Below are 13,883 nucleotides of genomic sequence, written 5' to 3' on the forward strand. Positions count from 1 at the left end.
CCCGCGCTCTCACCTCTCCATCGCAACGAGCCGTGATCGCCGACAGCTGCGACGGAACGATTGCGTCGCCCGCGCCGCCATTGATGGAAGCGCCTCATCCGTCAACACGCGGCGTGATCGTGCTCGGATTGATGGCCATGACAGTCTTCATCGGCGGCTTCAGCGTCTGGTCCGTCTCCGCTCCGCTGGCGGAAGCGGCGATCGCGAGTGGTTTGATCGAGGTCGAGGGGCAGCGTCGCGTCATTGCCAACCAGGAGGGGGGATCGGTTCAGGAACTGCTCGCGCGCGACGGCGATCATGTGCTTGCCGGTCAGGTGTTGATGCGGCTGAATGACGTGCAGGCGAGCGCGACGGCCGAGACGGCGCGAGCCGAGCGCTGGGCAACGCTTGCAAAATTGGCCCGACTGGATGCGGAGACAGCCGGAAGAAGCGATATAAGCTTTCCCGACGATCTGCTGGCGGCGGCAAGCGGGCAAGGCTTCGACGCCCTGCGCGCCGCTGATGTGGTCAGCGGGCAGCGCGCGCTGTTCGAGGCGCGCACAGTCAGCTTGAAGAGCCAGGTCGCCGTGCTGCGAGACCGGATCGATCAGCAGCTTGGCGTGATTGAATCGGCAGAACAGCAGCAGCGGGCCACCCGGCAACAGCTCGAATTGATACGGCACGAGGCCGAGATCAAGCAGGGTTTGTTGACAAAGGGCTTGGCGACGCTGTCCACGGTGCTGGCCTTGCAGCGCACCCAAGCCGGATTGGAAGGGACGCTGGGTGACCTGAGCGGACAAATCCAGCGCGCGCGGGCCTCGATCGCGGAATCTCGTTCATCCATGAAGCAGATTCAAGATCAGCGGCTACAAGATGTCTCGAACGACATACGGGAGGCCCGTATCAAGCTGAACGAGATGGAGGACAAATTGCGCGCCGCGCAGGATGTCGCCGTGCGTCGCGACGTGGTGGCGCCTGAGGATGGCACCGTCCTTGGCATGAAGGTGTTCAACATCGGCGCTGTCGTCAAGCCCGGCGATACTATCATGGAACTACTGCCATCGCGCGACCGGCTGGTGGCGAATGTGAAACTTTCGCCCAACGATATCGACGTGGTGTATCCCGGCCTTGAAGCACAGGTTCGTCTCCCCGCGTTCAAGCAGCGCCTCGTGCCGTTCGTCCCGGGCCGCGTCACCTTCGTCGCCTCCGACATCACCTCCGATGAGCAGACAAAGAGCAACTACTATAAAGTGCAGATCCTGATCGATCGCGACCAGCTCGCTCAGCTTCCCAATGTCCACCTCACGCCAGGGATGCCGGTGGAGGCGATGGTGCAGCTTGGGGAGCGAAGTTTCTTCCGCTACATCACGCAGCCGGTTCGGGACAGCTTTCACCGTGCCTTTCACGAGCAATGAGTCAGAGCTTTCGGCTCAAGGCTTCCGCCATCATGATCGTCGTTAAGTTCGTCGGAGCCGAGATGGTGTCGGGCATGATCGAAGCGTCGATGACGTGCAGGCCGTCCGCTCCGCGTACCGCACCCGTCGCATCGACGACGGCGCGAGGGTCGTCTGCGCCGCCCATCGGAACCGACGAGGTCGGGTGAGAATATCCGTCGACAGACGCGATCACGGCCGCCTCCAGCGCGGCGTCGTCCTGCACGTCCTTGCCTGGCGTCATCTCGAGTTCGACCGCGTCGCTGAACGGCGCCGTCCTTCCGATTTTGCGCGAGAGGCGCACGGCTTCCATCATCCGGCGCAGGTCGCTTCGAGTCTGGAAGAAGTTGAAGCGGATGAGCGGCATCGTGCGCGGGTCGCGGCTCGCCAGGCGAATTGATCCGCTCGATTTGGGAAGCGTGACCGAGCAGGCAAGGACGATCGCGCCTCCCGTCGGGCTCTGCGCGGGATCGTAGATGTGCGTGCCGGAAATGTGCAGATCAAGTTCGTGGGGCCCGGCCTCGCTGGACCTGGTCCAGATGATGGCGCCCGCGGCCGGCGCCATCGACTTGGCTTCCGGCTTCAGCGCGTAGATGTTGTAGTAGAATGGATGCTCCTTCAGCCGCTCGCCGACCGGAGCATTCACGATGACCGGAATTCCGAGTTCTTGCAGATGCGAGGACGGACCGATCCCCGAGCGCATGAGGATCGCCGGGCTGCCGTAAGCACCGGCCGACAGGATCACCCGTCCGGCGGCTATCGTTTCTCCGTTCGCGAGACGAACGCCGGTCGCGCGACGGCCGTGGAAAACGAGGCTGTCGACCTCGAGGCCTCCCATGATCGTCAGGTTCGGGCGGTGGCGCACGTCGTCCGTGAGATAGGCCATGCCGGTGTTGATGCGCGTTCCATCGACCACGTTCAGCGGATAGGGCGAGACGCCGTGCTGCTCCGCTCCGTTGAAGTCGCTGACACGCGCCAGGCCGCTCGCTTCGGCGGCGAGCACGAAGGCTCGCATCGACGGGGTATTCTCCTCCATCGTCCGCTGGCGGATCGGAAACGGGCCGGAGCGGCCGTGCCAGGCATCATCGCCTGTCGGCGTGTTCTCCATCGCCTTGTAGATCGGCAGAACGTCCGCGAAGGACCAGCCTTCGATCCCGTGCGCACTCCAGCGCGCGAAGTCGGACGGTCTGGCGCGCATCGCGACCGCGGCATTGATGCCCGAACTGCCCCCGAGCACCTTGCCGCGAAGCGCGGTTACATCGTGACCGAGTCCGAGGTGATCCTGGGTGTGGTAACCCCAGTCGTGGGTCCGATCGCCCCCGACACGGTTCGCGTTCGCGATCACGTCCGGATAGTCCGCGGGCGCGTAGGCTTTACCCGCCTCCAGCAGGAGAACCCGCCTCGCGCGATCCTCGCTCAGGCGATTCGCGAGCACGGCGCCTGCGGATCCGCCGCCTACGACGACGATGTCGAACGATTTGGCGCCGTTGGCCATGCTACCTTCCTTTTCCTGATGGGTGATCTGCGCGAAAATCGCGTCACCGTCCGTCGAAAACGTTGCGAAGAAATCGGGCGGCGCGGTCGAGCGCGACCCGGCTGCTTTCGAGGTGTGCGACGTCGAGCTGGAAGACGTGATGCATCCCTTCAAAGATCTCGAGATCGACCGAAACACCGGCCTGCCTCGCGCGATCGGCGTATTGCTTGGCATCATCGAGCAGGCGCTCGTCGGTACCCACCTGAATGAGGAGCGGCGGCAGGCCCCGCAGATCGCCGAACAGGGGCGAGGCGAGGGGATCGTGGGAATCTGCGGCCCCGAGATACTTGCGCGCACAGTCCTGCAAGTAATCGTAGCCGATCAACGGATCGGCGTCGGCTGGATCCTTCATCGACGCGCCCGTGAAAGCCAGATCCGTCCACGGCGAGAACACCACGCCTGCGATCGGCGCTGCGCCATGGGGCTTCTTGATCAGCTCCGCCAGCGTCACCAGCGTCAGACCGCCGCCCGCCGAGTCGCCGACAACAGCCAGTCGGTCGAAGCCTTGAGCGACCAGCCACTGCCAGGCCGCCATGGCCGCTTCCGGAGCCGCGGGCACTGTGGCTTCCGGAGCCAGTGGGTAGTCGATGACGACCGCCGGAATCCGCGCGCGGCTGACGATCTGGCTGACGAATCCCCGATATGCCCTCGCAGAGCCCTGTACGTAGCCGCCGCCATGCAGGAAAAGGATCGCTCGGCCGGGCTCGGCGTGCTGCGGACGAACCCACCAGCCCCGCACGTTGCGTTCGTGGATCGCCCAGAGGACGACATCGTGGGTCAGTGGGCTGGCGGAAATGAAAGTGTCGTAGATTGCCCTCGGCTCCCCGCTCGCCGTCCCCCAGAAGTTGGCGAACCGCTGGCGTAGAACGCACTCACGCTTGCGCTCGTCCGCTGAAATCCGCACGAACTCCATTCTGATCCGCTGATGATCATGTGGTTCCTCTTCGGACATTATCGATCTCTCTTGCTGCCGCTTTCGATCACGCGCCGCGATCGACCTGACGGCACGGACTGCAGTCCGGCTCCCGATGGTGGCGAGGGGGGCTTCGGGAAGACGCTAGGCAGGATCGCTCATGTTCGAGGCGGATTTCGTTTTCGCCAGAGAATGTAGGAGCGAGGCCCGCCGGCCCAACAGGTGTCCAATTTAGAACCTTGCGTACAATGTGTTGGACAACCTACACCACTACGGCTTTCGGAAACTCCGTCGCCAGATGATCGAGGAAGGCACGAACCGACGGTAGCAGTCCCTGCCTGTACGGAATGAGCGCGGTGATCGTGGAGTCGCCGGCGATCCAATTCGGCAGCACTCGTCGCAGCGCTCCGGATTCGATGGCAGCGCGGCAGATGTAACCGGGCAACGCCACGATCCCCAGACCTTTGATCGCCGCTTCCTGCAGCCCGATCTCGTCGTCGCTCAACAGCCTCGGAGTCAGTGGCATGACGACTTCATTCTTCGCCGGCTTCGCCTGGCGGGCTGGGCGCAATCGCCAGACCGGATCGACGCCGGCTCTCATCATGAAGAGCGAGGGATGATCTCGGAGGTCGTGGGGCTTCTGCGGTTCTCCGTGCGCGGCAAGATAATCGGATCCCGCGAACAAGAACCATGGGGCGGGTGCGAGCGTCCGCTGGACAAGGTTGGAATCGGGCAGCGGGCCGGAATGAGCCCTGATCGCGATGTCGAAGTTCTCTCCGACAATATCGACTGGCCGATCGATGGCATGCACGACGATGTTCACCTTCGGATATCGGATCAGGAAGTCGCTGATAATGTCGGTCATGGCGAACTGCATGGTCGCCACGCCTCCGGTGCACCGTATCGTGCCGCTCGGCTCGCTCAGCCGATGCCGGACGGCATTCTCGGCCAGTTCCGCCTCCCGCAGCATCGCGACCGCGTGCCGGTAGAAATCCTCGCCTGCATCGGTCATCCCGAACGTGCGCGACGTCCGATTGAGCAGTCGTACGCCGAGACTGCCCTCGAGCTGCTGGATGCGGTGACTGAGCGTCGATTTTGGGGTCCGCAGAGTTCGACTCGCGGCCGTGAAGCCGCCCCGGTCGACCACCTGCACGAACAGAAAGAAATCGTTCAAATCCAGCATATTAAACCACCATCGTCCAATCATTGGGACGCTGGGTTCGGATTTTGACGACTTTTGGGCCGACCATCCGAATGCGTGTCAAACCTTCGCTGAGAGTAAATTCGTTACCGCAAGCCATCGGGGGCGATGGCGTCCTCATTTGGGAGGCGACCTCGCCGTTGACGCGCGCGAGCGGATCGGTCGAGTGCAGCTTGGGTCGGCGCGCGGGAGGACATTGCGTCGATCCGGAACTTGCCGGGCCTGACTCCGAAACGCCGATGGAATGCGCGACTTAGCGCTGCTTCGCACTGATAGCCGACGCTAGCGGCGATCTCCGCAATCGGGTCTCCCGTAGTTGCGAGCCGCCGCCGGGCGAAAGCGAGCCTGAGCTCGGTCAGGAAAGTGAGCGGAGGAACCCGTGCTATTCGGCAAAATGACCGGACGAGAGTGGCTCGCGACGTAGCTGCCAGAGCGGCGAGTTCGTCGAGCGTCCATTCGTGGGATGGATCGCGCAGCATTGCGACCACTGCCTGCGCCGTGGCGCGTTTGCCCAGCAGGGCGAGTAGGCCGGCGACCGGCGGGTCGCTCGCCAGATACTGCCGAAGCATCAGCATGAATATCGCGTTTGCCAGGTCTGTGGCGATGGCCAGCGCGCCCGGACTTGCGCCGTCTAGCTCTTCACGAATCCACTGCACAAGTGTGCAAAATCGATCCATCACTAGCCGGTTCTCTGTGCTGACAACCACCACGTCAGGCAGTGCCGCGATCAGAAGGGGCTCAGATGCCTGCTCGAAGTGCAGTCGGCCGCAGATCAGTTCTGTGGTGACCTCAACCCCGATGCTGGTTTTTATGCAAATGCCGTTATGATACTCGGTAGCGATTGGCGGGCTGGCGTGGCCGACTCCGATGCTCCCTCGCGTGACGTGTGCACTGCCGTGGGGCAGCAGTAATATGTCGCCGGCCTCCAGGCGCATCACAGCGTGGCCAGGACGGTCGATCAGGCATTGGCCACGGACGACAATGTGAAAATAGGCCCAGCCCGGTTGCGCAGCATCGTGCCGCGACTCCCAGTCGCCGCCGAAACGGCAGATATCCTGAAACTCCGGGCGGACGCGCAACAAATGCGCGAGGCTGCTGAGCGCATCATGCGGGGTCTCGTTGGGAGAGCATTTCGAGTCCGTCATTTCTTTGCACTACTCGTCATTCGGCCACGGCTCCTGAAGGCGAAGCAACACATAGCGGCGTGACAAGTCGTGGTATTTCGGATGGAAGCCGCTAGAGCAAAGTGAGGCGGCGCGAGACAAAATCAAGGCAGAAAGCTCAAATATTGAGCAGCGCAGCCATGTGATTGAGCCGCAAGGCCATTCGCTGCCAAAACGCTGCAGCTATATCCGGTGCGACTGTCGTTCAAAGAAGGCGACGCCCGGACCAGGAGAGCCTCATGAGTGAATTCGAAAAGCGCTTTGCATGCGTCATTAGCGCGAGCGGCGACATTTTCCGCGGATATAGAGCAGCGGGGTTTGCCGCTATTTGATCGCTCGATGATGGCGCATCCAATGCAGGTTCACGACCGTGAAGCCGCTCCGGTCGATCACCTGCACGAACAGAAAGAAATCATTCAAATCCAGCGCACGTCACCGTCGTCGTCCAACCATTGGGACGCTGGGTTCGGATTTTGATGACTTTTGAGCCGATCGTCCAGTGCGTAGCTCCCCGCTCGACACGACCGAATAGCGGGCTTCGCCCGCTCCGGAAACCGGATTGGACAAACACCAGGAGAACGCAATGACCAATCGCGCCTACGAACCGTTGACGACTGAGAATGCCGCCCTCGTTCTGGTTGACCATCAGGTCGGCCTGATGACCGGCGTCCGGGACATCTCGGCCGGAGAGCTCAAGCACAACGTGGTGGCTCTCGCCAGGGCCGCCAAGGCGTTGAAGCTGCCGATCTTCGTCACGACGACCGCGCGGGACAGCATGTGGGGACCGACCTTTCCCGAACTCGTTGAAGCGTTGCCCGGCGTCGAGATCATCGATCGCCCCTGGGTGAACGCCTATGACTGCCCGCTCGTCGTCAAAGCTATCGAGGCCACCGGCCGGAAGAAGCTGATCTTCGCGGGCATCTCTCTCGAAGTGTGCGCGGCCTTCCCGGCGATGACCGCCGTGGCGCGTGGACTGGACGCCTATGTGGCCGTGGACGCGTCCGGAACGTTCAGCGAGACCAAGCGCGAGGCCGGATTGCTGCGCATGATGCAGGCGGGCGTCATCGTGTCCGACTATGCGACGCTCATGGTCGAGATCCTCAAGGACAACAGACGGCCGGAAGCTGGCGCCGTGTACGGCGCGCTCGACATGCCCTGGGCCACGCTCGTCAGCCAGATCGCAAGCGCCATGGGCAAGTGAGCCAATCCGAGGCGGCTTCGATCGCTTGAGGGAAGCTTGAGCCGCCTCACGGGTTATCGTCGAAGGGAAGGCGTCAAGAGGAGCGCGTCGCAGGAATTACGATCGAATAAGCCCAAACAACACAGGAAAAAATCAATAATGACCAATCAGAGCGATATTCCCGTCGAAGAGAGGGGCAACCCTGGACAAAGCGGTCTGTCCCGAAGGAATTTCATAGCAGCCTCCACGGGCCTTGCGGGGAGCATCGTTGCGGGCCGTGCGGCGGCTGACTCCCTTGCCGACGTGCCGCCCCGCGAGGTTGGCGCTGATCTCGGTGGGCACAGCGAGCGATCGAAATACGTCAAGATCTCCCGCATTCCCGAAGCTGGTCCAGGCAAGCGCAACGTCGATCCGAGCGACGCGATCAATTCGAAGACGCCGCTCGACAAGCTCTTCGGCAGCATCACGCCGTCGGATCTGCACTACGAACGAAGCCATTCCGGTGTGCCCGATCTCGATCCAGTCAAACACAGGCTGCTGGTGCACGGCATGGTGCGGAAGCCGTTGGTGTTCAACGTCGATGACCTCAAGGCGATGCCGTCAGTGTCGCGCGTGGTTTTCATTGAATGCACCGGCAACGGCTGGGAGAACTGGAAGAAGGCTGACGAGAACCTCACCGTGCAGAACACGCACGGTCTCGTCAGCACCAACGAATGGACCGGTGTCCCGCTGAAATTACTGATCGAGCTTGTCGGAAAAGATCGCGGCTCCAACTGGATGCTCGCCGAGGGCGGCGACGCCGCGGGAGTCGCACGCAGCATCCCGCTCACCGACGAAATCCTGAACGAAGCGTTCGTGGCTTATGGGCAGAACGGCGAGCCGCTGCGGCCCGCGCACGGCTTTCCGATACGGCTGATCATGCCGGGCTTCGAGGGCAACCTCAACATCAAGTGGCTGCGCCGCCTGAAGTTCGGCGACCGGCCCTGGATGACGCGTTGGGAAACGGCGCGCTACACGCAGCTGGAAGCCAACGGCAAGGCCATCCAATTCCAGCTTCGGATGGAAACCAATTCGGTGATCACATCGCCCTCCGGGACGATGATGATCAAGCCCGGCTATCAGCGGATCACCGGGCTCGCCTGGAGCGGTCACGGCAAGATCGCCAAGGTCGAGATTTCGACCGATGACGCCAAGAGCTGGAAAGAAGCGCAGCTAAATCTGCCAGTATTGCCGAAGGCCCAAACGCGCTTTCAGATGGACTGGATCTGGGACGGTAAGCCGACCAAGATCGTCAGCCGCTCGACCGATGATAAGGGCAATGTTCAGCCCGACCGAAAATCCTTCATCGCCGCGACGGGGACCAACGCACTTTTTCACTACAACGCGCTGCAGACCTGGAGCGTCGACGAAATCGGGAGGGTTCGAAATGTCCTCGACTAGCAAGGCATTACTCACGGGCGCGATTGCGCTCGCGCTTGGTTCTCCCGTGCTTGCATATGATTTCGGCCGTCCCGCGACACCCGGCGAGACAGCGCTATGGGATATCGACGTCAGGCCGGACGGCAAGGGACTGCCGCCAGGCAGTGGCACGGTGGCGCACGGACAGCAGGTCTTCGCCGACAACTGCGCGGCCTGTCATGGCGACAACGGGGTCGGCGGCATCAAGGACCGCCTCGTCGGCGGGCAGGGCACATTGGCTTCGGACGCACCGGTGAAGACCGTCGGCAGCTTTTGGCCCTACGCCACCACGCTCTTCGATTACATTCACAGGGCGATGCCTTATCAGGCGCCGGGTTCGCTGAGCAATGATGATACCTACGCCGTCGCGGCCTATATCCTTCACTTGAACGGCATTCTGCCTGCCGACGGCAGGCTCGATCGCGACAGCCTGTCAGAAATCAAGATGCCGAACCGCGATGGCTTCGTTCCGGAGCCTGAGTTCGATCCGGCCAAATTGTTCAGGACGAAGTGAGAATGGCCTTCATAAGGACAGTCGTCTTCGTGTTGATCGCAACGATCTGGTTATCAGGAGAGCATGCAATGACCGCTGATGGATTGATCACGCTGCACAGCAGCTTTGGCCCGGAAGAAACGATGCACCGGTTTGAAGCGGAGGTCCGTGCCAGGGGCATGACGGTATTTAGTCATATCGACCACACCGCTGGCGCTGCCGCAGTCGGCCTGCCACTGCGGCCGACGAATCTCCTGATCTTCGGTTCGGCGAAGGGCGGCACTCCGCTGATGCAATCGATGCAGACGATCGGCATCGACCTGCCGCTGAAGGCGTTGATCTGGCAGGACGAGGCCGGCAACACGTTCCTTTCCTATAATGATCCGGCCTATATCACGCGTCGGCATGGGATCGGCGATGCCGCCAAGCCTGTCATCGAGGCGATGTCGGGCGCGCTAAAGGAGATGGCAGCAAAGTCGACAACGCTTCCTTGAGGTCAGCAGCAGCCAACGAGCAGGCGCGCCTCGTTTGGGAATCGCCACGGACACAGGGGCTGAATAAGAATCATTACACGCGTAACCTGTTAGGCACAAACGTACAAGGATGTGACTTCTATCGGGTCTTGGCCTCAGCCATCATCCCGCACGCGTCAAGGTTTCGGCGACGCTGATATTTGGATGAACGTGATGTCGCAAGTCGATTTCGACGGAGCCTTAAGTCGCGTGGGCATGCAGGTCCGCGGAGGAAATCTCACCGAGGTTCCATGGTCAAGCGTCGCTGACGGAGAGCCCGTTGGCAACGTAGCCTGGGCCGGACAGGATATGGGCATCTTCGTGGTCGATTGGTCGGGTCCGAAAATCGTCGAGCTTGAGACGTTGGCAAGGAAAGACGTTATCGTCTGCAGTGCTGTGCTCGATCAGGACGGAGCCTGGACGGACTTTGCCGTCGGCAACAATCGTTTCGACGCGAAGGGCGCGGACATGACGATGGTCTTTGTCCCGCAACACGAGCGCTTCAAGTTTGTAACGAGTGTTTCGCGAGGTCTCAAGGCAGTTACTGTCGTCGTCGACATCATGTCCATGATGAAAGCTCGTGGCCTTTCTGCCGCGACATTGCCGAAATCGCTTCTGCGCACGATCCGAGGGCGGCAGATCGCGATGGATACGCTTGCCCCCGGTCATTTTGGAGAGATTGCCAGGGGCGTTGCTGCTCGACGCGCCATGTTTCCGTCTCTCGCTACGCTCTACTATGAGGGCAAGACCTTTGAATTGGTTTCTGCTCTGTTGAGCGGGCTCTCCCGACGCGATGCGTTCCGCGCCGGCGACGGAGCCTTCGATCCAGGCATTCTTGAGCGGGTGGGCCTGGTGAAGCAGATCATCGACCGGGCGCCGCATCTTATTTTGGACGTAGATGCTCTCGCACGCGTCGCGGCCATGAACAGAACCAAGCTTCGATCCGCCTTCAAGCGGGTCTATGGCACGACACTATCTGGCTATCGCACAGCACTCATGCTGCAACGGGCCGATCGGGCTCTCAAACAAGCAGGAGCCAGCGTCAAGCACGCGGCCCGCCACGCGGGCTACGCTACGACGTCCAGTTTCATCATCGCCTATAAGCGGCAATACGGAGTTCGCCCAGGAATCGTGCTGCGAGATTGAATACTGCATCGAGAGCGAAGACTGCGGCGCTAACGATCCAGCCTGCGATCCTCGATATCGTCTCCTGTATTCTCGGATGTTGCATGTATCACAACCGAAAGCGCAGAAATATGGTGCAGAACGTTATCGGGGGCTCCGAACAAGTCGTGCATGATCTCGAGGCCCAAATGCAGGGCCGGGTCACCGGGCGAGGGGACGAAGGCTACGAGAGCGCCCGAAAGGTATGGAACGGCGCGGTGGATCACTACCCGATAGCGATTGCCTTCTGCAAAAGCGCGGAAGACGTCCAGGTCGCCGTGCGAACAGCGCGTGCCCATAACATGCCAGTATCGGTTCGCGGCCGTGGACACGACGGTGCCGGGCGTTCGGTCCGGTCGGACGCGCTCGTCATCGACCTGTCTCTGATGGACCACGTCCACATCGACGATCAAATCGCGACCGTTGCCGGCGGCGCCACCGCCGCCAAAGTTATCGCCGCTGCCACCGCGCGCAACCTCATGGCCGTGACGGGCTGGAATGGTGTGCCGGGAATGACCGGACTGACGACCGCCGGCGGTTATGGTCCTCTGATTGCGAGCCACGGTCTGGCCTTGGATAGCCTGTGTGGCGCCGAACTTGTCCTCGCCGACGGGCAACGCCTCACCGTCGATCAGAACAAAAACCCGGATCTGCTTTGGGCCCTCAAGGGCGGCGGAGGCAATTTCGGCGTGGTCACGTCGATGAAAGTCCGCTTGCACCCCGCTCGCCCGGTTCTGGGCGGCATGATTTTGTTTCCATGGGGAGAGGCTGAGACAGTGCTGGGCCGGTTCGCCAAGGCAATAGGATCTGCCAGCAACAATCTCTCCGTCGTCATCGGAATCATTTCCCTGCCGGACGGCAGCCCGGCTCTATTCCTGGCGCCAGCGTGGACCGGCGAGTTGTCCGACGGCGAAATCGCAATGGAGGTCCTGAAGCGCTGCGGTAAGCCGATGCACGTACAGATCGCTTCAATGAGCTATCAGGAGTTAATTCAGAGCTTTGATGCGCGTGTGGCGAATGACAAGCACTATGCGCTCGAGACCCGCTGGATGCCGGCACTCAATCCAGAGGCGATTTCTGCCCTGATTGAAGGTGGCGCCAGTCGAACGTCGCCGTTCTCGACCATCATCCTTCAACATTTCCGCGGCCTTCCCACGCAATTCGCCCCGGACAGCACCGCCTTTGGACTGCGACGTGAACATGTCTTGGTTGAGATCATAGCGGGTTGGGATCCCACTGCTGGCGATAACGGCTCTGTCCACAAACGCTGGGCGCGCGATCTTTGCCAGACATTGGCTCCAATGTCATTGCCTGGCGGCTATCCCAACCTTCTGGGACCGCATGCTCAGGACCAAATCGCTCACGCTTACGGGAATAACATTACGAGACTTCAGGCCGTGAAGCGCTGGTTCGACCCGAATGGTTTGTTCTCGGCGACGCCACTTTCCCTCTGATCATGCCGACAACACTTATCCTGCGCCGAAGGCGGGCCCAGAGGGCGACGAAATCGAAGAGAGCTATCGGGCTCACGCCGGGTGTTCACGAGCGAACACTCGAACAACGGAGATTGTGCGATGACGATGGATAATCTTGCGGAGACGGGGGCCACGAGCCTTCATGGTTCAGCGCTTCCAGTGCTCACCGTCAAACAACTGGAGGCAGATCCACACGGCGTCTTCCGCCAGTATCGCAGGGATCACGCTGTCGTGTTGCACGAGACCGGCGGATATTTCATCCTGCGTTTTTCCGATCTCGACCGCCTGGGCAGAGATCCGCGAGTCGGCCCAAGCGGAACGAGCTTTCCGGAGTCACTGGGCATCAGCAGCGGTGCAATATTCGATCTCTTCGAATACAGCATGATCATGGCCGATGGCGATGTCCATCGGCGGCGGCGGGCACCATTATCGCGACAATTCGCCGCCCGCGCGATCAACGAGATGCGACAAAGCATCCGCCGCACAGCGGACGACCTCATCGACGGCTGGTACGGAGATGGCGAGGTCGACTTCATCGGCGAGTTTGCGGCTAAACTGCCTGCTCGCATCATTGCTGATCTGTTGGGGCTTCCGCGCGAGGACATTCCGGAATTTACGCGGCTGGTCTATGTCGTGACGAAGATCTTCAGTTTCGGACTGTACCTGGACGAGATCGGAAAGATCGAGAAAGCGGCGCAGCAGCTGCATGACTATGTGGAAACGGCTGTTGATCAGCATCACCACAGACCACGTGAAGATTTTCTGTCGGCGTTCCTGGCTGCGGCCGCCGAAGCGGGCGAATTGTCGCCGCAAGAGATACTCTACCAGATAATGCCGCTAATCATCGGCGGCACCGACACGACCAGGGTCGCGCTCGCAACCCAACTTGCGCTTTTGCTCCAGCATCGCGAGCAGTGGGCGGCGGTCTGTGACGCGCCTTCACTGGTCCCGGCCGCGGTCACGGAGGCGATGCGCTTTGAGCCTACCGGCGCATCGACGGTGAGAGTTACCCGCGAGAATGTTGACGTCGACGGGACCGTTATACCCGCTGGCCAACTTGTCACGCTTTCGATGATGTCCGCGATGCGGGACGAAGCCACCTACCACCGTCCGGACATATTCGACATCCGTCGCACCGACCAGCCGCGGCTGCATCCGATCTTTGGCTTTGGCGCGCACCGGTGCATCGGCGAGGCGCTTGCACGCGTCGAGCTGGAGGAAAGCCTGAGTGCAATTACCGCCCGTATCCCGCAGCTCCAGCTGGATACGCCGCCGAAGATCACGGGCCATATGGGAGTCCGTCGCATCGATGCTGCCATGCGAGTCTCCTGGAAGCCGTGACATCGCCCGGCGCGGGGCGAGCGCAAAGCCATCCAAC

At 61.4% G+C, this 13,883-nt stretch carries 13 protein-coding genes; 9 read left to right on the forward strand and 4 right to left on the reverse strand.

Features of this window, described 5'->3' with window-relative positions; translation table 11 throughout:
- The first annotated feature begins 32 nt into the window (after positions 1 to 32).
- Positions 33 to 1,394 carry an HlyD family type I secretion periplasmic adaptor subunit gene (locus K288_RS46020; protein ID WP_051334629.1) on the forward strand — a complete coding sequence of 454 codons (1,362 nt, stop codon included), beginning with the start codon at positions 33 to 35 and terminating at the stop codon, positions 1,392 to 1,394.
- Position 1,395: 1 nt separating this feature from the next.
- On the opposite strand, the gene K288_RS0120095 is transcribed toward K288_RS46020, so the two are convergent.
- The 4 genes from K288_RS0120095 to K288_RS46025 all read right to left on the reverse strand — a co-directional run bounded on the left by K288_RS0120095 (position 1,396) and on the right by K288_RS46025 (position 6,205).
- The gene (locus K288_RS0120095; protein WP_027581175.1) at positions 1,396 to 2,907 is read right to left on the reverse strand and encodes a GMC family oxidoreductase N-terminal domain-containing protein; all 1,512 of its coding nucleotides are present in this window, start codon (positions 2,905 to 2,907) and stop codon (positions 1,396 to 1,398) included.
- Between the two features lie 43 nt (positions 2,908 to 2,950).
- Complete coding sequence (locus tag K288_RS0120100; protein WP_051334630.1) at positions 2,951 to 3,898, reverse strand: alpha/beta hydrolase; 948 nt, start codon at positions 3,896 to 3,898, stop codon at positions 2,951 to 2,953.
- Between the two features lie 223 nt (positions 3,899 to 4,121).
- Positions 4,122 to 5,042, reverse strand: coding sequence for a LysR substrate-binding domain-containing protein (locus tag K288_RS0120105; protein ID WP_027581177.1), 921 nt, complete (start codon positions 5,040 to 5,042; stop codon positions 4,122 to 4,124).
- A gap of 104 nt (positions 5,043 to 5,146) precedes the next feature.
- The gene (locus K288_RS46025) at positions 5,147 to 6,205 is read right to left on the reverse strand and encodes an AraC family transcriptional regulator (RefSeq protein ID WP_064737337.1); all 1,059 of its coding nucleotides are present in this window, start codon (positions 6,203 to 6,205) and stop codon (positions 5,147 to 5,149) included.
- Between the two features lie 261 nt (positions 6,206 to 6,466).
- Here K288_RS46025 and K288_RS52520 point away from each other — a divergent pair, with 261 nt between their 5' ends.
- The 8 genes from K288_RS52520 (at position 6,467) to K288_RS0120150 (ending at position 13,846) form a co-directional block, all read left to right on the forward strand.
- Positions 6,467 to 6,700, forward strand: coding sequence for a hypothetical protein (locus tag K288_RS52520; protein ID WP_152535600.1), 234 nt, complete (start codon positions 6,467 to 6,469; stop codon positions 6,698 to 6,700).
- A gap of 106 nt (positions 6,701 to 6,806) precedes the next feature.
- Positions 6,807 to 7,424: an isochorismatase family protein gene (locus K288_RS0120120; protein ID WP_027581178.1), complete on the forward strand. Its 618-nt coding sequence runs from the start codon at positions 6,807 to 6,809 to the stop codon at positions 7,422 to 7,424.
- Between the two features lie 138 nt (positions 7,425 to 7,562).
- The gene (gene soxC, locus K288_RS46030) at positions 7,563 to 8,843 is read left to right on the forward strand and encodes a sulfite dehydrogenase (protein ID WP_064737338.1); all 1,281 of its coding nucleotides are present in this window, start codon (positions 7,563 to 7,565) and stop codon (positions 8,841 to 8,843) included.
- Complete coding sequence (locus tag K288_RS0120130) at positions 8,830 to 9,375, forward strand: c-type cytochrome (protein WP_027581179.1); 546 nt, start codon at positions 8,830 to 8,832, stop codon at positions 9,373 to 9,375. The genes soxC and K288_RS0120130 overlap by 14 nt, the downstream gene beginning before the upstream one ends.
- Positions 9,376 to 9,443: 68 nt before the next feature.
- The gene (locus K288_RS0120135) at positions 9,444 to 9,848 is read left to right on the forward strand and encodes a DUF302 domain-containing protein (protein WP_201449702.1); all 405 of its coding nucleotides are present in this window, start codon (positions 9,444 to 9,446) and stop codon (positions 9,846 to 9,848) included.
- A gap of 183 nt (positions 9,849 to 10,031) precedes the next feature.
- The gene (locus K288_RS49655; RefSeq protein ID WP_027581181.1) at positions 10,032 to 11,012 is read left to right on the forward strand and encodes an AraC family transcriptional regulator; all 981 of its coding nucleotides are present in this window, start codon (positions 10,032 to 10,034) and stop codon (positions 11,010 to 11,012) included.
- A gap of 83 nt (positions 11,013 to 11,095) precedes the next feature.
- Positions 11,096 to 12,484, forward strand: coding sequence for an FAD-binding oxidoreductase (locus K288_RS0120145; protein WP_051334632.1), 1,389 nt, complete (start codon positions 11,096 to 11,098; stop codon positions 12,482 to 12,484).
- A gap of 120 nt (positions 12,485 to 12,604) precedes the next feature.
- Positions 12,605 to 13,846 (forward strand): cytochrome P450, encoded by a 1,242-nt coding sequence (locus K288_RS0120150; protein WP_027581183.1) that lies wholly within the window; start codon positions 12,605 to 12,607, stop codon positions 13,844 to 13,846.
- The last annotated feature ends 37 nt before the right edge of the window (positions 13,847 to 13,883 follow it).

Origin of the sequence: Bradyrhizobium sp. Ai1a-2, assembly GCF_000426245.1 — a bacterium.
Taxonomy (GTDB): domain Bacteria; phylum Pseudomonadota; class Alphaproteobacteria; order Rhizobiales; family Xanthobacteraceae; genus Bradyrhizobium.